The organism is Paraburkholderia sp. CNPSo 3281 (assembly GCF_024206515.1).
Classification (GTDB): domain Bacteria; phylum Pseudomonadota; class Gammaproteobacteria; order Burkholderiales; family Burkholderiaceae; genus Paraburkholderia; species Paraburkholderia nodosa.
Map to the genome: position 1 here is coordinate 315,918 of NZ_JAMBPS010000002.1, position 21,631 is coordinate 337,548.

A 21,631-nucleotide genomic window follows, 5' to 3' on the forward strand; every position below is an offset into this window, starting at 1 on the left:
GGCAAGTAAAAAGCCCCGGACATGCCGGGGCTTTTTGCATTTTCGCGTCAGTGTGGGTGACCGCTCAGGCCTGCGCAACACGCTGCAGCGCCGCCTGCAGTTCCTCGGGCTCGTATGCGGCCAGCACCTCCGCCACCGGCTTTTCCAGCGTCTTGAGCTGCGAGCGCAGGATCTCCTGCTTCACCACGAGCAACTGGCTCGGGTGCATCGAAAACTCGGTGAGACCCATGCCGAGCAGCAAACGCGTGAACGACGGGTCGCCGGCCATCTCCCCGCACACCGAAACCGGCACGCCCGCCCGCTTCGCCTCGCGCAGCGTATGCGCGATCAACTGCAGCACGGCCGGATGCAGCGGATCGTACAGGTCGGCCACCGCATTGTCGGCCCGGTCGATGGCGAGCGCGTACTGAATCAGGTCGTTGGTGCCGATCGAGAGGAAATCGAGCCGGCGCAGGAACATCGGCAGCGCGAGCGCCGCCGCCGGAATCTCGATCATCGCGCCGACCTGGATGTTGGGATCGTAGGCGAGGCCGGCGTCGTCGAGCTGACGCTTCGCCTCGCGGATCAGGTCGAGCGTCTGGTCGATCTGCTGGGCGTGCGCGAGCATCGGAATCAGGATCTTGACCGAACCGAACGCCGAGGCGCGCAGGATCGCCCGCAGCTGCGTGAGGAACATCTGCGGCTCGGACAGGCTCCAGCGGATCGCGCGCAGGCCGAGCGCCGGGTTCGCGGCCGTCTCGTAGCCGTCGCTCGCATTCATGGCGTCGAGCGGCTTGTCCGCGCCCACGTCGATCGTGCGGATCGTCACGGGCAGCCCGTTCATGAGCTCCACCGCGCGGCGGTAGGCGGCGTACTGCTCCTCCTCTTCCGGCAAGTGGTTCTTGTGGTTCATGAACAGGAACTCGGTGCGAAAGAGGCCTACGCCCGTCGCGCCCGAGTCGAGCGCGGCCTGCGCGTCGTCGGGCAGCTCGATGTTCGCGTAGAGCTGGATCTTCGCGCCGCACAGCGTTTGCGTGGGCGAGAACTTCAGGCGCTGTAGCTTGCGCCGCTCAAGCGCCATCTCGCTTTGCCGGTAGGTGTACTCCTCGAGCACGATGGGCGCGGGATCGACGATCACGACGCCATGGTCGCCGTCGACGATGATGAGATCGTCCTGGCGGATCAGCGCGCTCGCCTGCTGCACGCCCACCGCCGCCGGAATGCCGAGGCTGCGCGCGACGATCGCCGTGTGCGAGGTGCGCCCGCCCAGATCGGTGACGAAACCCTGGAAAGTTTGCCCCTTGAACTGCAGCATGTCGGCCGGCGCGATGTCGTGCGCGACGACGATCATCTCGTCGCAGCCGCCGTGCAGCGAATGGGGCATGGCGCCCGCGAGCGACTTCAGCACGCGCTCCACGACCTGCTCGATATCGGCCTTGCGCTCGCGCAGGTACTCGTCCTCTACGTCGTCGAAGTGACGCGAGAGGCGTTCGAGCTGTTCGGTAAGCGCCCACTCCACATTGAAGCGGCGCGTGCGGATGAGATCGATGGTCTCCTGCACGAGCATCACGTCGTTCAGGATCATCAGGTGGACGCCGATAAATGCGCCCATTTCGGAAGGGGCGTCGGCGGCGAGGTCGGCGCGCAGCGCGTTGAGCTCGTGCTCCACGGCCTGGCGCGCCGCGCGAAAACGCACGATTTCGTCTTCGATCTGCGCGTGCTCGATGAGGTAATGGTCGACGTCGAGTGCAGCCGGGGCGATCAGATACGCTCGCCCGATGGCTATACCGCGTGATACGGGAATTCCATGCAGCGTGAACGGCACGCGCACCTCCTCTGGTTATTTGATGCTGCGGCAAACCGCTGCAATGCGCTCTCTCAGACCCCGGCGATGATTATAAATTCCAGCGCGGCCGAATGTGGCCATGCGCGCGTGTTCGCGCCCGGCTGCGGCCTTGTGCAGCACTCCCCGCGCACCAAACAAAAACGCCGCGGCAAACCGCGGCGTTCCGGACAAGGCGCGTTGACCGCGCGCGTCTTACTGGCCTTCGCCGAACTTATCGGCGATCAGCTTGAGCAGCGCGCTCATGGCGTCGGCCTCGTCCGGGCCTTCGGTCTCAATCATCACCGTACTGCCGATGCCTGCCGCCAGCATCATGACCCCCATGATGCTCTTGGCGTTGATGCGGCGGCCGTTGCGGCTCATCCAGATTTCCGCCTGATAGTTGCCTGCGAGCTGCGTCAGCTTTGCCGACGCCCGCGCGTGCAGGCCGAGTTTGTTCACGATGGTCGTTTCTTGTTGCAGCATAGGTCGATCCGGACGCGGTGTGTGGAAGTGTGACTGGGTTGTTTCGGTGTGCCTTGTTGTTGGCTTTCGGTGGCGCGCCGCCGCTTCAGTTGCTGCCTGCCGGCCTGAACACGCCGGCCGCAACGCCGCCGGTGCAAACGGTGACGCGCGTCGCGTCGGCAGGCTGGCTGGCGCTCTGGCCGGCTACCGGATTCGCGGCCTGCTTTGTCGCGTCGGCCGCGGCCTCGGTGCAGGGCGTGGGCGGGCAGCCGCATTCGCTCGCGCTCGCAACGGGCGGCATGGTCGGGCCGATGGTCTGGACGCCCTTGCTCGCGCCGGCCAGCGCCTTTTCGACGAGCGTGTCGAGCGGCGTTGCGCGGTAGCACACGGCACGCACCAGCATCGGCAGATTCACGCCGGCCAGCACGCGCACCTCGGGCACCGTGGCGAGGCGCGCCGCGATGTTCGAAGGCGTGGCGCCGAACATGTCGGTCAACACGAGCGCACCGTTGTCCTCGCGCAGGCGCTCGATCTCCGAATTCGCCTTGGCGACCACTTCAGCCGGGTCGCTGTCGGGGAGCACGTCGAGCGCGCCGATGCGCGCCGGACAACCGCCATAGATATGCGCGATGCACTCGCGTAGCGCGGTGGCGAGCGGTGCGTGCGCAATGATCAGAATCCCTGCCATGTCAGCTTGACTGCAAAAAACGGCTCCGGTTGATGCTCGGACGATCCGTAGATCGCGTCCTGCAGCGCCAACCCCGCAGCCAGCCGTGAGCTCGCAGGGTCGGAACACGCGCCGCGCGGCAGCCAGAACATCTTGTCGACGCCGGCTTGCCAGCCCGGAACGCGGGCTCGCGGCATTGTAGCAGGGTCATTTTCGCGCACGCGAGGCGGTTCTGCTCACAGCGGCGACAGATGTCGCGCGCGATTCACAGGCTCCGCGCACGCGCTCGACCTTTTGTGGTCCGAAACTGCCCGCCAGTCAAGGTCTCGATGGAGCGCCCACCCTGCGAGGCGCCCACATCCGGCAAATGCAGCCATACACGCGGCTTTCAAGTCCGCGCTCCAGGTGCGAGCTTCAAATGCGCCCGTGCCCGCTTCGAAGCCGGACTCAGGCCAGATTCAGGGCGCCGCGCGCTCCAGCGCGTCGATGAACATGGCGGCCACGTCGAAGCCCGTCTGCTCCATGATTTCGCGGAAACACGTCGGACTCGTGACATTGACCTCCGTGAGCCAGTCGCCGATCGCGTCGAGCCCTACGAGCAGCAGGCCGCGTGCCGCGAGCGTCGGGCCGAGCGCTTTCGCGATCTCCATGTCGCGCTCGGTGAGCGGCTGCGCGACGCCAAGTCCGCCCGCCGCCAGGTTGCCACGCACCTCATTACCCTGAGGAATGCGCGCGAGCGAAAACGGCACCGGCTCGCCGCCGATCAGCAGAATGCGCTTGTCGCCGGCCTTGATTTCGGGGATGAACTTCTGCGCCATCACGCTGCGCGCCCCGTCGTGACTCAGCATCTCGATGATCGAGCCGAGGTTCATGCCATCCGCCTTCACGCGGAACACGCCCATGCCGCCCATGCCGTCGAGCGGCTTGAGGATCACGTCCTGGTGCTCCTCATGGAACTTGCGCAGGCGCGCCGCGCTGCGCGTGACGAGCGTCGGCGCGACGAACTGCGGAAATTCGCCGATGGCGAGCTTTTCCGAGTGATCGCGAATCGACTGCGGCTTGTTGAAGATCTTCGCGCCCGCGCGCTCGGCGATCTCCAGCAGCCACGTCGACGTGACGTACTCCATGTCGAACGGCGGGTCCTTGCGCATGACGACGGCGTCGAAGCCGGTGAGCGCGCGCGAATCGGCCGTGGCTTCGAACCACGTTTCGCGATGCAGGTCCGCCGTATCGCCGATGATCGTGAAGCGCCGCACATCGGCTTCCACCTGGCCGTTCACCCATGCGAGATGCTGAGGCTCGCACGCGAAGAGCCGGTGGCCGCGCTTCGCGGCCTCGGCCATCATCGCGTAGGTCGAGTCCTTGTAGATCTTGAACCGCTCGAGCGGATCGGCGATGAAGAGAATGTCCATATCGTCTCTGCCTTGTCCCTGTCCTGTCGCTGCTTGACGCCTGGCATGGCGCCTGGTGTGGTGCCAGCTTTCATGACGGCAACGCCCGCACGGTGGCGGGCGCTGCGTTCAATTGTGTGAATGATGACGGCTGGCTCAGACCTGGATCGCTTCGGGGTCGGTCTTCTCCAGCTCGACCGAGGCCGCCAGCAAGCCGAGCCGCGCCACCACGCCGTACATGTAAAAGCGGTTCGGCGGCGCCGCACCCGCTTTCGCGCGCGTGTCGGGCAGCGCCGTGTGCTCGAAGCCGAGCGGCACGAAGTGCATGCCCGGCGCATTCAGGTTCTGGTCGCGCTCGCGGCTGCCGTGCGCGCGGTAGAAGCCGCCCACCACATAGCGGTCGATCATGTACACGACCGGCTCGGCCACTTCGTCGCCGATATGCTCGAACGTGTAGACGCCTTCCTGCACGATCACGTCGTGCACTTCGAGCCCGTCCTTCGTGGCCGACATCTTCGCACGTTCGCGCTTCGTGAGTGCGGCGACCTCCGAGGCGTCGTGCACCGTCATCACGCCGCGGCCGTCCGTGCCGGCATCGGACTTGATGACGACATAGGGCTTTTCGGTGATGCCGTACTCGCGGTACTTCTTCGCGATCTTCTTGAGCACGGCGTCGATGGCGGCGGCGACTTGCTCCTCGCCCGTGCGCGCCTCGAAATCGACACCTTCCACGTGCGCGAAGTACGGATTGATCATCCACGGGTCTACGCCCACCATCTTCGCGAACTTCTTCGCCACGTCGTCGTAGCAGGAGAAGTGCGTGGACTTGCGGCGCACCGCCCAGCCCGCATGCAGCGGCGGCAGCACGTACTGCTCGTGCAGGTTTTCGAGCACGGGCGGAATGCCGCCCGACAGATCGTTGTTCAGCAGAATCGAGCAGGGGTCGAAGTTCTTCAGGCCCAGGCGCCGCTGCGACCGCTCGAGCGGTTCGAGCACGATCTTCTGGCCGTCCGCGAGCGAGATCGTGACCGGCCCGGCGATCGTTTCGTCGAGCGTGCCGAAGCGCACGTTCAGGCCCGCCTGGCGCATGATCGTGGCGAGTCGCGCGACGTTCTCCAGATAGAACGCGTTGCGCGTGTGCATCTCCGGAATCACCAGCAAGTTCTTGGCGTCCGGGCAGATCTTTTCGATGGCGGCCATGGCCGCCTGCACGGCGAGCGGCAGCACTTCCTGCGGCAGGCAGTGGAAGGCGCCGGGAAACAGGTTGGTGTCGACCGGCGCGAGCTTGAAGCCGGCGTTGCGCAGATCCACCGAAGCGTAGAACGGCGGCGTGTGCTCCTGCCATTCGAGGCGGAACCAACGCTCGATGGCCGGCGTCGCGTCGAGAATGCGCTGCTCCAATTCGAGGAGCGGGCCGTTCAACGCCGTAACCAGATGCGGGACCATAAGGGGTGACTCGCAGACGAAATGCTTTGATTGTAGGGAAACCGGTCGTTTATCTGGGGACGATTGCGCCAGATGCAAGACGGGATTGCCCCCATGAATCCCGTCATGAAATCCCTTAAGCACGGTAGGGTCAATCGAGCGCTCCGCGCGCGCGGATATTCATGCCGGATATCCATTCTGGACCGCCCGCGCCACCCGGCGCAATTGGGCACACGGATTGAAGGGGCACTATGCGAACGCGCGGACGAGGCGCTTATTCCCCCTCGCGCCCTCCCGCGGGAGCAAAGCCACACCCGGCGCCTGAGCGCACACAAGAAAAAGGGCCCGCCGAAACGGCGGGCCCAGGTCGCTGCTTTCTGCCCTGCTAGATCAAACCATCGAGCGCGGCGCGCTTATTCCACGCGCTCGCCATGCAGAACCACGTCGAGACCTTCGCGCTCGTCTTCTTCCGAAACACGCAGGCCCATCACCATGTCGATCACCTTCAGCAGGACGAAGCTCACCACGCCGCTGTAGATGAGGGTCGTGAGCACGCCCTTGGCTTGCAGGATGACGCTGCCATCTGCGCCGCCGATGTCCTTCACCGCGAACACGCCGGTCAGCAGCGCACCGATGATGCCGCCGATGCCGTGCACGCCGAACGCGTCGAGCGAGTCGTCGTAGTTGAACTTGTGCTTGAGCCAGGTCGCCGACCAGAAGCAGACCACGCCCGCCACCACGCCGATCACGATCGCGCCCAGCACGCCGACGAAGCCCGATGCCGGCGTCACGGCCACGAGACCCGCCACGGCGCCCGAAGCGATGCCGAGCACCGACGGCTTGCCCTTGGCGATCCACTCCGCGAACATCCAGCCGAGCGCGGCGCAGGCGGTGGCGATTTGCGTCGTGAGCATCGCGAAGCCGGCACGGCCGTCAGCCGCGACTGCCGAACCCGCGTTGAAGCCGAACCAGCCCACCCACAGCATGGCCGCGCCCGTCAGCGTGAGAACGAGGTTGTGCGGTGCCATCACTTCGCGGCCGTAACCCACACGCTTGCCGAGGACGATACAGCACACGAGGCCTGCGATACCGGCGTTGATGTGCACGACCGTGCCGCCCGCGAAGTCGAGGATGCCGGCACTGGCGAGCCAGCCCGTCGGCTCCCACACCATGTGTGCGATCGGCGAGTAGACGATGATCGACCACAGCGACATGAACACGAGCATCGCCGAGAACTTCATGCGGTCGGCGAACGCACCGGTGATGAGCGCCGGCGTGATGATCGCGAACGTCATCTGATAGACGAAGTACACCGTCTCGGGGATGGTCGGCGCGAGGTGGCTCACCGTGAGCGTCGTCGCCTTGTCGCCCTTGATGTAGTTCATACCCTCAAGGAAGATGCGCGAGAAGCCGCCGATGAACGAGCCACCCGGCGTGAACGCGATCGAGTAGCCGACCACCGTCCAGATCACGGTGACGACGCAGGTGATCGCAAAGCTCTGCATGAGCGTCGCGAGCACGTTCTTCTTGCGGACCATGCCGCCGTAGAAGAGCGCGAGGCCCGGGATCGTCATGAACAGCACGAGCGCAGTGGAGGTCAGCATCCACGCGGTGTCGCCCGAGTTGATCTTCGACGAATCGAGCGAGAACGGCGCGGTCGGTGCGGCGGGCGCGGCGGCGGCTGCGGCAGCCGATGCGTCGGCCGGGGCGCTTGCGGCGGCTGCCGGGGCCGAAGCCGCGTCGGCGGCGGGCGCCGAAGCCGGAGCGGCGGCGGACGCATCGGGCGCCGAAGCGGTGGTGGCAGGCGCGGAGGCCGCGGCGGGCGCGGATGCGTCGTCCGCCAGCGCGGCGCCGACGCCGCCAGCCAGCAGCGAGCCGGCCATCATCAGGGACATCAAAAGTTTGCGCATCTCGGTTTCCTCTTTCCTCTTGTCTCGGTCTCTTTAGCTTTACAGCGCGTCGGCGCCGGTCTCGCCGGTGCGGATGCGGATCACTTGTTCAATCGGTGTGACGAAAATCTTGCCGTCGCCGATCTTGCCCGTGCGGGCCGCGCGTTCGACCGCCTCGATGGCCTGCTCGACGATGTCGTCGGCCACGGCGGCTTCGATCTTCACCTTCGGCAGGAAGTCGACGACATACTCCGCGCCGCGGTACAGCTCGGTGTGCCCCTTCTGGCGACCGAAGCCTTTCACCTCGGTCACCGTGATCCCCGAAACGCCGATCGCCGAAAGGGCTTCGCGCGCCTCATCGAGCTTGAACGGCTTGATGATTGCTGTAATGAGTTTCATGTAGTCCTCGCTGTGGTTTGCTGCATTCCTTTGTTTGCTTCTGCAACGGGCGCCTCGCGAACGGCGCATGATGTTTCGGCGCGTCGCTGGCACACCGTGAGCCAACCGTTGTTCGGTGCGCGGGGCAGTATTAGCAACACCCGTGCCAATTTGCTCAGCCCGTGCGCGAAGCCGATGTGATGGACTTCGATGCAAGCGCGCCCAAAGCCATGGACAATGCCGGTCCGCGCCTTGAGGGGCGCGGCGCGCAAGGCCCTGGCCGAACGGCCAGCGTGGCGCGCGCGCGGTGGCGTAGCGGGGGGAACGTTGCTACAGTGTTCTCAGGCATCGCTGCCGCGCTGGGCGCCGCATAGCGGCGGGAAGTGGCCCGCCGCTATGCGGCGCGAAGCACACGGCCGGCGGTGCGCACCAGTTCCGCGCACATCTGGCCGTGGCCCTGCGAGTTCGCACCAAGATCGATCACGGTCCAACGCGAGGCACAGGCGAAACAAAACTTGCACATTTTTTGTGCAGCGAAGGGGAATCGAATGAAGCAACCAAACGACGTATTCAATGATCTGCAATCACGCGTGAGCGATCTGCTCAAGAACTCGCCGGCGCGCGATGTCGAACGCAATGTTCGCGCAATGTTGTCGCAAGGCTTTTCGAAGCTGGACCTCGTCACGCGCGAGGAATTCGACGCGCAAACGCAGGTGCTCGTGCGCACGCGCCAGCGCCTCGAAGAACTCGAGCGACGCGTGGCCGAGCTCGAGCAGAAGCTGCCGGTGACTAGCCAGTCCTCCTGATCATTTCCTTGCGCACTCCTGTGCGCAATCGAGTGCAGCCCACTGCCGCACCGCCGAAAGCGATCCGTAGCGTGATCGCAATGGAACCGCAAAGAGGCATCCGCCTCACCAGCCTGGCGCATGCACGGCGCGCGAAACATGTACGAAGCCCGGTCCGAAGCTTCGTAGAACGCGCGCCACTCGCGCATCCGAGCCTTCCGGAGAATCCCATGTCGCTTGCCGTGGTGCGCAGCCGCGCGCCGGCTGCTGGCCGCGCGCCCGAAGTCACCGTCGAAGTCCATCTCGCCAACGGGCTGCCGTCGTTTTCCATCGTCGGGCTACCCGATCTCGAAGTGCGCGAAAGCCGCGAGCGCGTGCGCGCCGCGCTCTCGAACTGCGGCTTCGATTTCCCGGTGAGGCGCATTACCGTCAATCTCGCGCCCGCGGATTTGCCCAAGGAATCCGGCCGCTTCGATCTGCCGATCGCCCTCGGCATTCTCGCGGCGAGCGGGCAGCTTCCGGCTGCTGCGCTCGCGCACCGGGAGTTTGCGGGCGAGCTTTCGCTCACCGGCGCCGTGCGGCCCATGCGCGGCGCGTTCGCCATGGCTTGCGGTACGGCACGCGCACACAGGGATCGCGCAGCGCGCGTCGACGAAGCGGCAGCGTCCAGCCGTGACGCCATAGCCGAAAGCATCATCCTTCGGATTCCTGACACCGAAACCGGCGAAGCAGCGCGCTCATGCATGCCCGAGCTTTATCTGCCTGCGCAAAACGCCGCCGAGGCGGCGCTCGTGCCAGATGTCGCGGTGTACGGCGCGGCAGACCTGCGCTCCCTGTGCGCCCACCTTGCCGGCGTCGATCCCGAAGCGCGCCTCGCCTCCGTGCGCGCGAGCGCCCTCGACGCCGCACCGGCCGCCGCGCCCCCCGATATGGCCGACGTGGTCGGCCAGCGCGGCGCGCGCCGGGCGCTCGAAGTCGCGGCGGCCGGCGGCCACCATCTGTTGATGGTGGGGCCGCCGGGCGCCGGCAAGTCGATGCTCGCCGCGCGCCTGCCCGGGCTCCTGCCCCCCATGACAGACGACGAGGCGCTCGCCTCCGCCGCCCTGCTCTCCGCCAGCGCGGCCGGCTTCACGCCGCAGCAGTGGCGCAAGCGGCCGTTTCGCGCGCCGCATCATTCATCGAGTGCAGCCGCGCTGATCGGCGGGCGCAATCCGCCGCAGCCGGGCGAGATCACGCTCGCGCATTTAGGGGTGCTGTTTCTGGATGAGCTGCCCGAGTTCGACCGCCACGTCCTCGAGACCCTGCGCGAGCCACTCGAAGTGGGTGCGATCACGATTTCGCGCGCCGCCTGGCAAACCGACTTTCCAGCCGCGTGTCAGCTCGTCGCCGCGATGAATCCCTGCCCGTGCGGCTGGCGCGGCGACCCCGCCGGTCGCTGCCGCTGCACGCCCGAAAGCGCCGCGCGCTATTTGCGTAAGCTCTCGGGGCCGCTCCTGGACCGCATCGACATCCAGATCGAGATTCCGGCGCTGCCGCCAGCCGAACTGGCCGCTCGCGCGAGCACGAACGCCGAACCGAGCGCTGCGATCGCCGCTCGCGTGCAGGCGGCACGCGAGCGCCAACTGGGGCGCCAGGGTAAAACCAATCGCGAATTGACCGGCCGCGAGACCGACGCAGTCTGCCAGCCGGATGCCGCCGGAGAAGCGCTGCTGCGCGAAGCGGGCGAGCGCTTCGGCTGGTCGGCGCGAGCGCACTACCGGGTGCTCAAGGTCGCGCGCACGATTGCCGATCTCGCGGGTGCCGCGATGCCCGAAGCAGCGCACGTGGCGGAGGCCGTGCAATACCGGCGCGTGTTTGCCGAACGGTAGCCATGCACAGCGCCGGTTTCGCCGTAGAACGCCGCCGCTTTGCGCTGCGGGGAATGTGAATAGCGCCAATAAGTCGAAGTCAAGACTTGACTTATGCACATTTCGTCGTGTTGCGCCCGCTTCTGTGCATGGTTCGCATTACGCCGCGACCGCTTTCATAACCTGTTGATTCTTCTGCCTTTCTGGATTTACAGAAAAGCGGTCAAAACTAACAGAACGCCCACAGGACGGCCCTTTCCGGCCAACGGGGAGTTGTTTTCCACAAAGTTACCCACAGCTCCTGTGGGTAACCGGTAAACCCTCAATCAAATCCGATAATTAGCGTGTTTACCTGCAGCGCAACTTTCACTTCGTCCCCCAAATGCCCGCCGCTGCGTGAGTGAAACATGCGGCGCGAGGCGTACTGCGGAGTCCCAAAACTCAGTACAGCTTGAAAGATCCGAAGAACTGGTCGATCTGCTCAACCGGCGGCTCGGTGCGCCCGACAATCGCCACCTGGTAGGCGCGCGCGCCCTTTGCGACGAGCCGCGCGTGGATCGTGCGCGTCTCGCCGTTGGCGCCCGCGTTGCCGGCCATGCGCATCTCCACGCCCTCGACCGTGCCGCCCGCCGCGAGCGGCACCGCCACTGCGTGCGCCTCGGCAGGCGCGCCCACGTTGCGCGCGAGGCCCGCGCGCAGGAACTCGAGCGCCTTTTGCTGCGTCGCGGGCTGCGCGTCGGGCAGATCGAGCGTGCCGACCACGAACACGGCGCCGGCGACTTCGGCCGTCTGCACGCGCATGCGCATCGGCGTGCCGTTCACGTCGATGCGGCGCTCGTCCTTGTCGGGCTTGGCCGGCAGATCGATCGAATAACCGCTCGCGTCGTTCGAAATCGTGCGCCAGTCGTAAGGGGGCGAGCAGGCAGCCAACGCGAACGCGGCGGCGAGTACGCCAAGCGTCGCCGAGCGGCCAGCAACAAAGGCGCGCGGCGTAATGTTCAATGGGAGACGGGCACGGCGAAGGATGTCCAGGACCATGGGGCGCGGTTCGTCACAGAAGTGAAAGGTGCGCGACATTATCCTTCGGCGCATACCCGGATGTTGTTTCGCAACCGCTATGCCGGGAAATTCGGCGCTACAATATTTGCGCTCAACACCCGCGTCCTTCGGCGCACGAGGCAAGGCTCATGACCGCTGCATCCCCGAATTCCTCGAACAAGCGTTCCGGCGCGCTCATGCGCATTGGCGCGGCGGTGGTCGTGGTCGCGATCGCCGTGGCCGGCTACTTCGCGTTCTTCGGTAGCCAGCAGCGCGTGCCCGACGCGACCTTCACGCTTCTGTCCGGCCAGAAGGTCTCCACGCACGACCTCAAGGGCAAGGTCTATCTCGTCAACTTCTGGGCGACGAGTTGCACCACCTGCATGGCGGAAATGCCGAAGATGGTCCAGACCTATAACCGCTTCAAGGGCGAAGGTCTCGAGTTCGTCGCGGTAGCGATGAACTACGACGCGCCGATGTACGTGGCCAACTACGCGCAAACGCGCCAGCTGCCGTTCAAGGTGGCGATGGACGACGGCTCGGCGGCCAGGCAGTTCGGCAATGTCCAGCTCACGCCCACCACGTTCGTGATCGGCCGCGACGGCAAGATCCTCAAGCGCTACGTCGGCGAGCCGCAGTTCGCCGAACTCGACCAGTTGCTGCAGAAGGCGCTGGCGACCTGATACGCGATTCACGGAGCCAACAAAAAAGCAGCGGAAACCCGCTGCTTTTTTTATGCCTCCTTGTGCCGCTTTACGCCTCGCCGCGCGCCACCAGCCCATAGCGGCGGATCTTCTCGTACAGCGTGGCCTTCGCCATCTGCAGCCGCTCGGCGGCCTGGGCGACCGCACCGTTGCTCTGCTGAAGTGCGTCGGCGATCAGCGCGCGTTCGTACTGCTCCACGCGCTCCTTGAGCGGCAACGCGTCGTCCGCGCCGGCCGCCGCGCCGGCCGACAGATCGTCGGGAATCCCGAGGACCCGGCGGTCCGCCGCATTGCGCAGCTCGCGCACGTTGCCCGGCCAGTCGCGCTGCGCGAGCTGCATGCGGTCGCGCTCGGTGAGCAGCGGCGCGGGACGCTGGTAGCGCACCGCCGCGTCGAGCAGGAAGTGCTCGAAGAGCGGCACGATGTCCTCGCGGCGCTCGGCCAGCGGCGGCAGCGCGATCGTCACGACGTTCAGCCGGTACAGCAGGTCGCGCCGGAAGGTCCCCGCCGCGACGTGCTCGCTCATGTCGCCCTTGGCCGCCGCGACCACGCGCAGGTCGGCGCGCACCGGCTGGTTCGAGCCGAGGCGCTCCAGCACGCCGTCCTGCAGCACGCGCAGCAGCTTCACCTGCAGTGAGAGCGGCATGCTCTCGATCTCGTCGAGAAAGAGTGTGCCGCCGCCCGCGTGCTCGAGTTTGCCGATCCGCCGCTTGGCCGCGCCCGTGAACGCGCCCGCCTCGTAGCCGAACATCTCCGACTCGAACATCGGCTCGGGGAGCGCGCCGCAGTTCACGGCGACGAACGGTTTGTCATGGCGCGGCGAAAGCTCGTGCAGGCTGCGCGCGATCAGTTCCTTGCCCGCGCCGGTGTCGCCGTTGATGAGCACCGAGGCGTCCGTCGGCGCGACGTTCGCGATGAGCTTGCGCACCTGTTCGATCGCCGGACTCTTGCCGATGATGCGCGGCGCGAGCGCGTCATGTCCCGCCAGCTCGCGGCGCAGCGCGAGGTTTTCGAGCACGAGCAGGCGCCGCTCCAGCGCGCGCCGCACCGTTTCGATGAGGCGCTCGGAGGCGAACGGCTTCTCGATGAAGTCGTACGCGCCGTCGCGCATGGCCTGCACAGCCATCGAGATATCGCCGTGGCCCGTCACGAGGATGATGGGCACCTCGGGCGCGCGCTCGTGGCATTGCGCGAGCAGATCGAGCCCGCTCATGCCCGGCAGGCGGATGTCGCTCACCACGACGCCTGCGAAGTCGGCGTCGACGAGCGGCAGCGCGGCTTCCGCGTTGGCGAAACCGGCGGCGTCGAAGCCCGCGAGCTGCAGGCTTTGCACGCCCGCGCGGCGCACGAGTTCGTCATCCTCTACGTAGAGCACCCGGCCGGGCGCGGTGTTGACCATGCGTTCACCATGTTCGTTCGTCATCCTGATTCAAAAGCCAGCGTCACAACCCAGTCTCACAACCCAGCGTCACAACCCAGCGGCACGCGCCGCGCTCGCGGCATCCGCGCGCGAGCGGCGCAACGTCAGCACGAAGCGTGCGCCGCCTTCCGGCACGTTGCTGGCCGTGAGCGAGCCGCCGCAGTCGCGTGCGATCGACGAGGAAATCGCAAGTCCGAGGCCGAGCCCCTGCCCCATTTCCTTGGTCGTGAAAAACGGCTCGAAAAGGCGCGGCAGCACGTCGTCGGGAATGCCCGGACCATTGTCGCTCACCGCGATGACGAGCGTCGCGGCGCTCGCCTGCACGTCGATCGCGATGCGCGGCGACGGCAGGGCCGCCACGGCGTCGAGCGCATTGCCGAGTACGTTGATGAGCACCTGCTCGAGCCGCAGGTCGTCGCTCTGCGCGCTCAGGTCCGGGTACTCGGCGTCCACGTCTAGCGGCACAGTCGGCGCGCCGTCTTCCGTCAACGTGAGATCCACGCGCACGCCGTCGAGCCGCTTGCCGAGCAACGCGAGCGAGTTGCGCAGCGCGCGGGCCACCGGTGCACGCGCGCCCCTCGGCCGCGCGCGCCCGACGAACAGCTTGAGCTGATTGACGATCTTGCCCATGCGCTCGGTGAGCGAGCCGATCGCCTCGAGGTTTTCGGTGGCCGCCGCGTATTGGCCGCGCTCCAGAAACACGCGCGTGTTGTCCGAGAAGCTGCGCAGCGCCGCGAGGGGCTGGTTCAGTTCGTGCGTGATGCCCGCCGCCATCTGGCCGAGCGCGGCGAGCTTGCTCGCCTGGATCAGTTCGTCCTGGGTCGCGCGCAGTTCCGCCTCGGCGCGCGTGCGCTCCGCCACCTCGCGCTGCAGGCGCTCGTTGGCCTGCGAGAGATCGGCGGTGCGCTCTGCCACGCGCTCGTTGAGCATCGCATAGGCCTTTTGCAGCATCGCGCGGCTGCGCATCACTTCTCTCACGCGTGCGCGCCGCATGCGCCAGTAGAAGCCGAACAGGCACAGGGAAACGTAGCCGAAGCCCGTCATGATGGTCGCGTTGCGCGAGGCTTCGAGAACGGGATCGATCGACGACATGGTGACGAGATGCCAGTCGGGCTCGCCGAGCGAGCGGCGCGTTTCCAGGTAGCGCGGCGCGCGGATGCCTGCGCCCATGCGCACGATGTCGGCGCCGCCCTGCAACACGCGTTCGACGCTCGTCGGCAGCGGCGCGATCGGCTCGCTCGCGTACTGGCGCGTGGCGTCGATCGAGGCCACCACGGCCGGCGGCAGCGGGCGCACCGTGCGGTACTTCCACGCGGGCACCGAGGACAGAAAGATCACGCCGTTGTCGTCGGTGACGAGCAGCGGCTCGGAGGCATCGGTGCCCGGAAACCATTCGAGATTGAGCTTCACCACGGCCACGCCAACGATCTTGCCGTCGCGCCGCACGGGCTGCGATACGTAGTAGCCCGGATCGTGCGAGATCGTGCCGATGCCGAAGAAGCGCCCCACGCCGCCGTTCATCGCGTCGATGAAATACGGCCGGAAGCGGTAATCCGCGCCCACGAAACTATCGGGGTCGCGCCAGTTGCTGGCCGCGATGCTCTTGCCGTCGGCGCGGATGATGTAGGTCGTCGTGGCGCGCGCGTGGCGGTTCACGTCTTCGAGATAGCGGTTCGCGGCGGCCACCCACTCGGGTCGCTGATCGACCAGCACGTCCTGCACGAGCGGATGCTCGCCGACGATATAGGGCAGCGAGTCGTAGCGCTCCAGCGTGCTCTTGAGCGAGGCCGCGGTGCGGTCGCCGCGCACGGCGGCGTTGCGGCGCAACGCGTCGATGCCGGTCTGCCACGTGAGCGCCCACGTCAGCGCGCAGACCGCGACGAGGCCGGCTGCGAGCGCGAAGAGGATGATGAGGCGGCGCGTCACGTGAGCGGCTTCCAGACGGTCGAGGGGGATGAGGGAGATTGTGGCACACGGCCGCGCCGGGTCGTCCGGGTCGGACAGTGCGCTTCGGGTGCACTCAGGCAACGTGCCGCCTGGTCAGGCGAGAAAGGCAAAAACGGGCGGCGCTCACGCAGGGGAAACGCTCGCGCCGCCCAGCGGCCATGGCCGCGCAACATCGAGGAACAAACATCGGCGGGCGGCGCGCCTCGCGGCTTGCGCGCCCGCCCAGCGCGGCTTACGCGCCTGCGCTTTCCTTCATTTCTTCGACCTCGCCGGAGAGCACGGCGCGCAGCTTGTTGCGGTCGAGCTCCTTCTCCCATGCCGAGACCACGACCGTCGCCACGCCGTTGCCGACGATGTTGGTCAGCGCGCGGCACTCGCTCATGAAGCGGTCGATGCCGAGGATCAGCACCATGCCCGAGAGCGGAATGGTGGGCACCACGGCGAGCGTGGCCGCCAGCGTGATGAAGCCCGCGCCGGTCACGCCGCTCGCGCCCTTCGAGGTGAGCATCGTCACCGCGAGCAGCGTGAGCTGCTGCGTCCACGTGAGGTCGGTGTTGGTCGCCTGGGCGATGAAGAGCACCGCCATCGTCATGTAGATGTTGGTGCCGTCGAGGTTGAACGAGTAGCCGGTCGGCACGACGAGGCCCACGACCGAGCGAGAGCAGCCAAGGCGCTCGAGCTTCTGCATCAGTTGCGGCAGCGCCGATTCCGACGAACTGGTGCCGAGCACGATCAGCAGCTCTTCCTTGATGTAGGAAACGAAGCGGATGATCGAGAAGCCCGTGAAGCGCGCGATCGCGCCGAGCACGACGAGCACGAACACGATCGACGTGAGGTAGAACGTGCCGATGAGCTTGAGCATCGGGATCAGCGAGCCCACGCCATACTTGCCGATGGTGAACGCCATCGCGCCGAACGCGCCGATCGGTGCGAGCTTCGTGACGATCTTCACGACGCCGAACAGCACGCCCGAGATGCTGTCGATGAACTCGGTCACCACGCGGCCACGCTCGCCCAGTTGCGTGAGCACGGCGCCGAACAGCAGCGCGATCAGCAGGATCTGCAGGATCTCGCCCTGCGCGAACGCCGAAGTGATCGTGTCCGGAATGATGTGCATCAGGAAGTCGACGCTGCTCTGGCCATGCGCCTTTTCGGCGAAGCTGGCCACGGCCTTGGCGTCGAGCGAATGGACGTCGACGTTGAAGCCCGCGCCCGGCTTCAGCACGTGCGTGGCGATCAGGCCGAGCACGAGCGCGAAGGTCGAGACGATCTCGAAGTAGAGCAGCGCCTTGCCGCCCACGCGGCCGACCTTCTTCATGTCCTCCATCCCGGCGATGCCGGTCACGACGGTACAGAAGATGATCGGCCCGATCACCATCTTGATGAGCTTGATGAAGGCGTCGCCGAACGGCTTCATGTCGATGCCGATCGCAGGCCAGTAATGGCCGAGGATCACGCCGATGACGATCGCCACGATCACCTGGAAATAGAGGACTTTGTGGAGAGGTTTCTTCACGGTGGTTCCTGCAAATGAGTTAAGCCAATGGCCGAACGAAGCGAGTTCGGGCCGCGACAGGTCGAAACTGGGGATCAGCGAAACCGGAGGATGGGATCGGACATCGGCTGTCTCCTTGATTCTTTTTTTGTCGCGGCCTGGGTGGCCGCGCGTTCTTAATTGCAAGGAGAATGCCAGCGAGCGCAATCGCTCACGCTGTTGATTTATAAGGATTTTTATCCAGCGAACAAAGGCGCGAATCTGGTTTTCCAGAATCGCGCCCCATGAGCGTTCGGATTTCCAGAAAGACGGGGGCCGCCTTAGCCGCGTCCCTTCCACGGCACGAGCCGTTTCTCGAGCGCACGCATGCCCAGATCGAAGCACCACGCAATGAGCCCGATCAGCACGATGCCCATCACCACGACGTCGGTGCGCAGGAAGCTCGACGCGTTGAGCACCATCTGTCCCAGGCCCGCCGTGGCGGCGACCATCTCGGCGGCCACGAGCGTGGTCCAGCCAAAGCCGATGGCGATGCGCAGGCCCGTGAGGATTTCGGGCAGGGCGGCGGGCAGCACGACGAAGCGCACGATCTGCGCGAGGCTGCCGCCCAGCGACGCCGCCGCGCGGATCTGCTCGACGCTCGCGCTTTTCGCCCCGGCGCGCGCGGCCATCGCGATGGGCGCGAAGCAGGCGAGCCAGATCACGACGATCTTGGCCGTCTCGTCGATGCCGAACCAGATCACCACGAGCGGCAGATAGGCGAGCGGCGGCAACGGCCGGTAGAACTCGAGCGGCGGATCGAGCAGGCCGCGCGCGATGCGCGACACGCCCATCAGAATGCCGACGGGCACGGCCGTCACTACGGCCAGCAGGAACGCGCCGAACACGCGCAGCGCGCTCCAGAACAAATGCTCGGAGAGCGGCAGGCCGCCCTGGATGCGGCCGTGCAGCGCGTCGGTGAAGGCTTGCCAGACAGCATCGGGCGTCGGCAGGAAGAGCGGCGGCAGCCAGTGCAGATGCGTCGCGAGCCACCAGAGCAGCGCGAGCCCCGCCACCGAGGCCGCGCTCAGCGCAGCCGTGGGGCCTTCGCCGGGCATGCGCCAGACTTTGGAGCGCGCCGTTTGCGCTTCGCGCGCAGCGGATGCATTGACGCTGCGAGCCTTCAACGCGACTTCTCTCAACGATTCGTGCGGCACGCTCATACCGGCTCCTCGTGTATGTGTGCGTGTACGCCCGCGTCCGCATGCAGCAAATCCACCAGCCGCTCGCGCCACGCGATGAATTCCGGCGACGACTTCACGGCGCGCGCGTTACGCGTGGCGAGATACTGGCGCGCGAACGGCACCTCGTACTCGCGCTCGATGCGGCCCGGCCCCGGCGTCATGACGACGATGCGCGTCGCCAGAAAGAGCGCCTCCTCCACGCTGTGCGTGATGAAGAACACCGTCTTCTGCGTGCGCGCCCAGACGTCGAGCACGAGCGTCTGCACCTGCTCGCGCGTCATGGCGTCGAGGGCGCCCATCGGCTCGTCCATCAGCAGGATCTGCGGATCGCTCGCGAGCGCGCGCGCAATGCCCACGCGCTGCTGCATACCGCCCGAGAGCGCATACACGCGTTCGCGCGCTTGGCGCTCCAGGCCCACGAGCGCGAGTTGCTCGCGCGCGATACGCTCGCGCTGCGCCTTCGGCACGCGCCGAAAGCGCAAGCCGAGCGCGACGTTATCCAGCACGTCGAGCCACGGCAGGAGCGCGTGCTTCTGGAACACCACGCCGCGCTCGGCGCCCGGCCCCTCCACGCGCGCGCCGTTCACGCGCACCTCGCCAAGCGCTGGCTCGATGAAGCCCGCAATGCAGTTGAGCAACGTGGTCTTGCCACAGCCCGACGCGCCGAGCGCGACGACGAACTCGCCGCTCGCCACGTCGAGGTTCACGTTGGCGAGCGCGACGTTCGGCGCAGCGTCACGTCCCGCGCCTTCGTAGATGACGGTGAGATCGCGGATCGCGAGCGCGCTCATGCGTAGCTCCTGGCGTTCAATGCGCGGCCGCGCGCTGCACGTACTGCGGATCGACGCCTACCGAGTAGTCGGGCAGCACGTTCTGGATCGTCCCCTGCTCCTTGAGGAAGGTGGCCGTGGCGAGCAGCGACTGCGCCGCCCCCGACTGCGCGCCACCGCCCAGCCATGTCTTCGAGACCTGCTCGGCGGGCGTTGGGAACGCGTAGAGCGCGAGACTCGCGGGCACTTCGGCGGCATTCGCGCCCGACTCCTTCGCCACCGCCTGCACCTGCGGCGAAGCCGCGCTCCATGCCGTGCGATGCGCGCTGTAATCGGCGTCGGCGGCGGCCAGCACCTTCACGAACTTCGCGACGAAATCGCCGTTGTCTTTGGCGAACTTGCGGTCGACCACGAAGCCGTCGAAGGTCGCCTTGCCCGTGGCCTTCGCCACCTGGCCTGAAGTAATCAGCACCTTGCCGTTCTTCTTCACCTGCGCGAGCACGGGGTCCCAGATGTAGGTCGCGTCGATGTTGCCGCGCTGCCAGGCGGCCGCGACCTCGGGCGGACGCAGGTTGACGATCTTCACGTCGGCGGGATTCACGCCCGCGTTCTGCAGCGCGACGAGCGCGTGAAAGTGCGAGGTCGAGACATATGGCACGCCGATCGTCTTGCCCTTCAGACCCGCGATGCTCGTCACGCCCGAACCGTCGCGCGCGACGAGCGCTTCGGCGTCGTTGATGTTGTCGAGAATCCAGAACAGCGAGAGATCCACGCCCTGCGAGAGGCCCGCCGCAATCGGGCTCGAACCCGCCTCGCCAAGCTGCACCGAGCCCGAGGCGAGCGCGCGGATCACGTCGGCGCCGCTCGCGAGCTTGCGGTAGGTGACCTTGTAGCCCGTTTCCTTCTCGACTTCGCCCGTTGCCTGCGCATAGCGCCACGGCACCACCATGTCCTGATACGCGATCACGACCTCACGCGTTTCGGCGTGCGCACGCGGCGCGCCGAACGCGCTGGCGAGGCAGGCGGCGGCGAATGCAACAACGGCGATGTGCGGGCGGCGTGTGAATGCAGGGTTAGCGCGAGCGTTCATCGGGAGACTCCGGCGGAACGGCGTTCGAGTGAATGAAGGTTCCGACTATAGGGAGTCTGGCGGCGGGCGGTTCTAACTTATCCGCGTTAGCTAATGACGCTGCTGAAGCATTGCTTTTCGCGTTGAGGTGGATGGTGCTGGAATCGATGCGTGAGTCGCGCTGTTCGAGCGCGGCGCAAAGCAAAAAGCCCGCTCTTCAGCGGGCTTTTCGATTGCGTGCTTGCGAGAAGCGGGGAGTTGTTTAAACGACCCCTGCCCCATGCGCCTGCAGATCGGCGTGATAGCTCGAACGCACCATCGCGCCAACGGCCGCGTGCGTGAAGCCCATCTTGTACGCCTCTTCCTCGTACATCTTGAACGTGTCGGGATGCACGTACGAACGCACCGGCAGATGGTGTTCCGAAGGCTGCAGGTACTGGCCGATCGTCAGCATGTCGACGTCGTGCGCGCGCAGGTCGCGCATCACCTGAAGAATTTCTTCTTCGGTTTCGCCGAGACCCACCATCAGGCCCGACTTCGTCGCGACCTCGGGGTGCAGCGCCTTGAAGTCCTTGAGCAGCTTGAGCGAGTGCGCGTAGTCCGAACCCGGGCGCGCTTCCTTGTAGAGGCGCGGCACCGTTTCGAGATTGTGGTTCATCACATCGGGCGGCGCGGCGTTGAGGATCTGCAGCGCGCGGTCGAGACGGCCGCGGAAGTCCGGCGTGAGGATCTCGATACGCGTCTCGGGCGACTGCTCGCGCACGTGGCGGATGCACTCCACGAAGTGGCCAGCGCCGCCGTCGCGCAGGTCGTCGCGGTCCACGCTCGTGATCACGACGTACTTGAGCTTGAGCGCGCCGATGGTGCGCGCGAGGTTCGCGGGTTCATCCGGATCGAGCGGATCGGGGCGGCCGTGGCCCACGTCGCAGAACGGGCAGCGGCGCGTGCACTTGTCGCCCATGATCATGAACGTCGCGGTGCCTTTGCCGAAGCATTCGCCGATGTTCGGGCAGCTCGCTTCCTCGCAGACCGTGTGAAGGTTGTGCTCGCGCAGGATGTTCTTGATTTCGTAGAAACGCGAGTTGCCCGTGGCCGCCTTCACGCGGATCCACTCGGGCTTCTTGAGCTTCTCGATGGGAATGACCTTGATCGGAATGCGCGAGGTCTTGGCCTGCGCCTTCTGTTTTGCGGTGGCGTCGTAGGGAACGGCGTCGGCGTTGGTGCCAGCGGGGTTCGCAGTGATGTCAGTCATGCTTTCGATCCAGTCAGGCCGCCGGTGCAACGCCAGCCTGCGGTTGCGGCGGTTGCCCGCCTGAG

Annotated in this window: 18 protein-coding genes; 3 read left to right on the forward strand and 15 right to left on the reverse strand. The window is 66.4% G+C overall.

Annotation, left to right across the window (positions count from 1 at the left end):
- Positions 1-64: 64 nt before the first annotated feature.
- The 7 genes from ptsP to M3I56_RS03500 all read right to left on the reverse strand — a co-directional run bounded on the left by ptsP (position 65) and on the right by M3I56_RS03500 (position 8,037).
- The gene (gene ptsP, locus M3I56_RS03470; RefSeq protein WP_254352562.1) at positions 65-1,804 is read right to left on the reverse strand and encodes a phosphoenolpyruvate--protein phosphotransferase; all 1,740 of its coding nucleotides are present in this window, start codon (positions 1,802-1,804) and stop codon (positions 65-67) included.
- Between the two features lie 213 nt (positions 1,805-2,017).
- The gene (locus M3I56_RS03475) at positions 2,018-2,287 is read right to left on the reverse strand and encodes an HPr family phosphocarrier protein (RefSeq protein WP_028201809.1); all 270 of its coding nucleotides are present in this window, start codon (positions 2,285-2,287) and stop codon (positions 2,018-2,020) included.
- An 85-nt stretch (positions 2,288-2,372) separates the two neighbouring features.
- Positions 2,373-2,954: a PTS sugar transporter subunit IIA gene (locus tag M3I56_RS03480; protein WP_254352563.1), complete on the reverse strand. Its 582-nt coding sequence runs from the start codon at positions 2,952-2,954 to the stop codon at positions 2,373-2,375.
- A gap of 437 nt (positions 2,955-3,391) precedes the next feature.
- Positions 3,392-4,345, reverse strand: coding sequence for a glutathione synthase (gene gshB, locus M3I56_RS03485; protein ID WP_254352564.1), 954 nt, complete (start codon positions 4,343-4,345; stop codon positions 3,392-3,394).
- A gap of 135 nt (positions 4,346-4,480) precedes the next feature.
- A complete protein-coding gene (gshA, locus tag M3I56_RS03490) occupies positions 4,481-5,770 on the reverse strand; it encodes a glutamate--cysteine ligase (RefSeq protein ID WP_254352565.1) in 1,290 nt (429 codons plus the stop codon).
- A 392-nt stretch (positions 5,771-6,162) separates the two neighbouring features.
- Positions 6,163-7,659 (reverse strand): ammonium transporter, encoded by a 1,497-nt coding sequence (locus tag M3I56_RS03495; RefSeq protein ID WP_254352566.1) that lies wholly within the window; start codon positions 7,657-7,659, stop codon positions 6,163-6,165.
- A gap of 39 nt (positions 7,660-7,698) precedes the next feature.
- Positions 7,699-8,037: a P-II family nitrogen regulator gene (locus tag M3I56_RS03500; protein WP_028201804.1), complete on the reverse strand. Its 339-nt coding sequence runs from the start codon at positions 8,035-8,037 to the stop codon at positions 7,699-7,701.
- 527 nt (positions 8,038-8,564) lie between these two features.
- On the opposite strand from M3I56_RS03500, the gene M3I56_RS03505 reads away from it, so the two are divergent.
- Together M3I56_RS03505 and M3I56_RS03510 are read left to right on the forward strand one after the other, a co-directional pair.
- Positions 8,565-8,822 carry an accessory factor UbiK family protein gene (locus tag M3I56_RS03505; protein WP_028201802.1) on the forward strand — a complete coding sequence of 86 codons (258 nt, stop codon included), beginning with the start codon at positions 8,565-8,567 and terminating at the stop codon, positions 8,820-8,822.
- Positions 8,823-9,031: 209 nt separating this feature from the next.
- Positions 9,032-10,669, forward strand: a complete 1,638-nt coding sequence (locus M3I56_RS03510; protein WP_254352567.1) for a YifB family Mg chelatase-like AAA ATPase — start codon at positions 9,032-9,034, stop codon at positions 10,667-10,669.
- A gap of 420 nt (positions 10,670-11,089) precedes the next feature.
- Here M3I56_RS03510 and M3I56_RS03515 read toward each other — a convergent pair whose 3' ends face one another.
- Entirely contained in the window at positions 11,090-11,686 is a 597-nt protein-coding gene (locus M3I56_RS03515) for a hypothetical protein (RefSeq protein WP_254352568.1), read from the reverse strand.
- Positions 11,687-11,883: 197 nt separating this feature from the next.
- Between M3I56_RS03515 and M3I56_RS03520 the strand changes: the two genes are divergently transcribed.
- A complete protein-coding gene (locus tag M3I56_RS03520) occupies positions 11,884-12,369 on the forward strand; it encodes a TlpA family protein disulfide reductase (RefSeq protein ID WP_375541676.1) in 486 nt (161 codons plus the stop codon).
- Positions 12,370-12,439: 70 nt separating this feature from the next.
- Here the strand turns inward: M3I56_RS03520 and M3I56_RS03525 are convergent, their stop codons facing one another.
- From M3I56_RS03525 to lipA, 7 genes are all read right to left on the reverse strand, one after another.
- The gene (locus M3I56_RS03525) at positions 12,440-13,813 is read right to left on the reverse strand and encodes a sigma-54-dependent transcriptional regulator (protein ID WP_375541669.1); all 1,374 of its coding nucleotides are present in this window, start codon (positions 13,811-13,813) and stop codon (positions 12,440-12,442) included.
- A 45-nt stretch (positions 13,814-13,858) separates the two neighbouring features.
- Positions 13,859-15,814 carry an ATP-binding protein gene (locus M3I56_RS03530; RefSeq protein ID WP_375541677.1) on the reverse strand — a complete coding sequence of 652 codons (1,956 nt, stop codon included), beginning with the start codon at positions 15,812-15,814 and terminating at the stop codon, positions 13,859-13,861.
- Between the two features lie 175 nt (positions 15,815-15,989).
- The gene (locus M3I56_RS03535; RefSeq protein ID WP_028201798.1) at positions 15,990-17,273 is read right to left on the reverse strand and encodes a dicarboxylate/amino acid:cation symporter; all 1,284 of its coding nucleotides are present in this window, start codon (positions 17,271-17,273) and stop codon (positions 15,990-15,992) included.
- A gap of 299 nt (positions 17,274-17,572) precedes the next feature.
- On the reverse strand, positions 17,573-18,454 hold the full coding sequence (locus tag M3I56_RS03540; RefSeq protein WP_254352570.1) for an ABC transporter permease subunit: 882 nt from the start codon (positions 18,452-18,454) through the stop codon (positions 17,573-17,575).
- Positions 18,451-19,266: a taurine ABC transporter ATP-binding protein gene (locus tag M3I56_RS03545; protein WP_254352571.1), complete on the reverse strand. Its 816-nt coding sequence runs from the start codon at positions 19,264-19,266 to the stop codon at positions 18,451-18,453. The genes M3I56_RS03540 and M3I56_RS03545 overlap by 4 nt, the downstream gene beginning before the upstream one ends.
- 16 nt (positions 19,267-19,282) lie before the next feature.
- Complete coding sequence (tauA, locus tag M3I56_RS03550; protein ID WP_254352572.1) at positions 19,283-20,335, reverse strand: taurine ABC transporter substrate-binding protein; 1,053 nt, start codon at positions 20,333-20,335, stop codon at positions 19,283-19,285.
- Between the two features lie 241 nt (positions 20,336-20,576).
- Positions 20,577-21,566 (reverse strand): lipoyl synthase, encoded by a 990-nt coding sequence (gene lipA / locus M3I56_RS03555; RefSeq protein ID WP_254352573.1) that lies wholly within the window; start codon positions 21,564-21,566, stop codon positions 20,577-20,579.
- Between the last annotated feature and the right edge of the window lie 65 nt (positions 21,567-21,631).

Coding starts and splice junctions, on each gene's coding strand:
- M3I56_RS03475 (WP_028201809.1), bottom strand. CDS start 2,287: ATGCTGCAACAAGAAACGACCATCGTGAACAAACTCGGCCTGCACGCG.
- M3I56_RS03480 (WP_254352563.1), bottom strand. CDS start 2,954: ATGGCAGGGATTCTGATCATTGCGCACGCACCGCTCGCCACCGCGCTA.
- gshB (WP_254352564.1), bottom strand. CDS start 4,345: ATGGACATTCTCTTCATCGCCGATCCGCTCGAGCGGTTCAAGATCTAC.
- gshA (WP_254352565.1), bottom strand. CDS start 5,770: ATGGTCCCGCATCTGGTTACGGCGTTGAACGGCCCGCTCCTCGAATTG.
- M3I56_RS03495 (WP_254352566.1), bottom strand. CDS start 7,659: ATGCGCAAACTTTTGATGTCCCTGATGATGGCCGGCTCGCTGCTGGCT.
- M3I56_RS03500 (WP_028201804.1), bottom strand. CDS start 8,037: ATGAAACTCATTACAGCAATCATCAAGCCGTTCAAGCTCGATGAGGCG.
- M3I56_RS03505 (WP_028201802.1), top strand. CDS start 8,565: ATGAAGCAACCAAACGACGTATTCAATGATCTGCAATCACGCGTGAGC.
- M3I56_RS03510 (WP_254352567.1), top strand. CDS start 9,032: ATGTCGCTTGCCGTGGTGCGCAGCCGCGCGCCGGCTGCTGGCCGCGCG.
- M3I56_RS03515 (WP_254352568.1), bottom strand. CDS start 11,686: ATGGTCCTGGACATCCTTCGCCGTGCCCGTCTCCCATTGAACATTACG.
- M3I56_RS03520 (WP_375541676.1), top strand. CDS start 11,884: ATGCGCATTGGCGCGGCGGTGGTCGTGGTCGCGATCGCCGTGGCCGGC.
- M3I56_RS03525 (WP_375541669.1), bottom strand. CDS start 13,813: ATGACGAACGAACATGGTGAACGCATGGTCAACACCGCGCCCGGCCGG.
- M3I56_RS03540 (WP_254352570.1), bottom strand. CDS start 18,454: ATGAGCGTGCCGCACGAATCGTTGAGAGAAGTCGCGTTGAAGGCTCGC.
- M3I56_RS03545 (WP_254352571.1), bottom strand. CDS start 19,266: ATGAGCGCGCTCGCGATCCGCGATCTCACCGTCATCTACGAAGGCGCG.
- tauA (WP_254352572.1), bottom strand. CDS start 20,335: ATGAACGCTCGCGCTAACCCTGCATTCACACGCCGCCCGCACATCGCC.
- lipA (WP_254352573.1), bottom strand. CDS start 21,566: ATGACTGACATCACTGCGAACCCCGCTGGCACCAACGCCGACGCCGTT.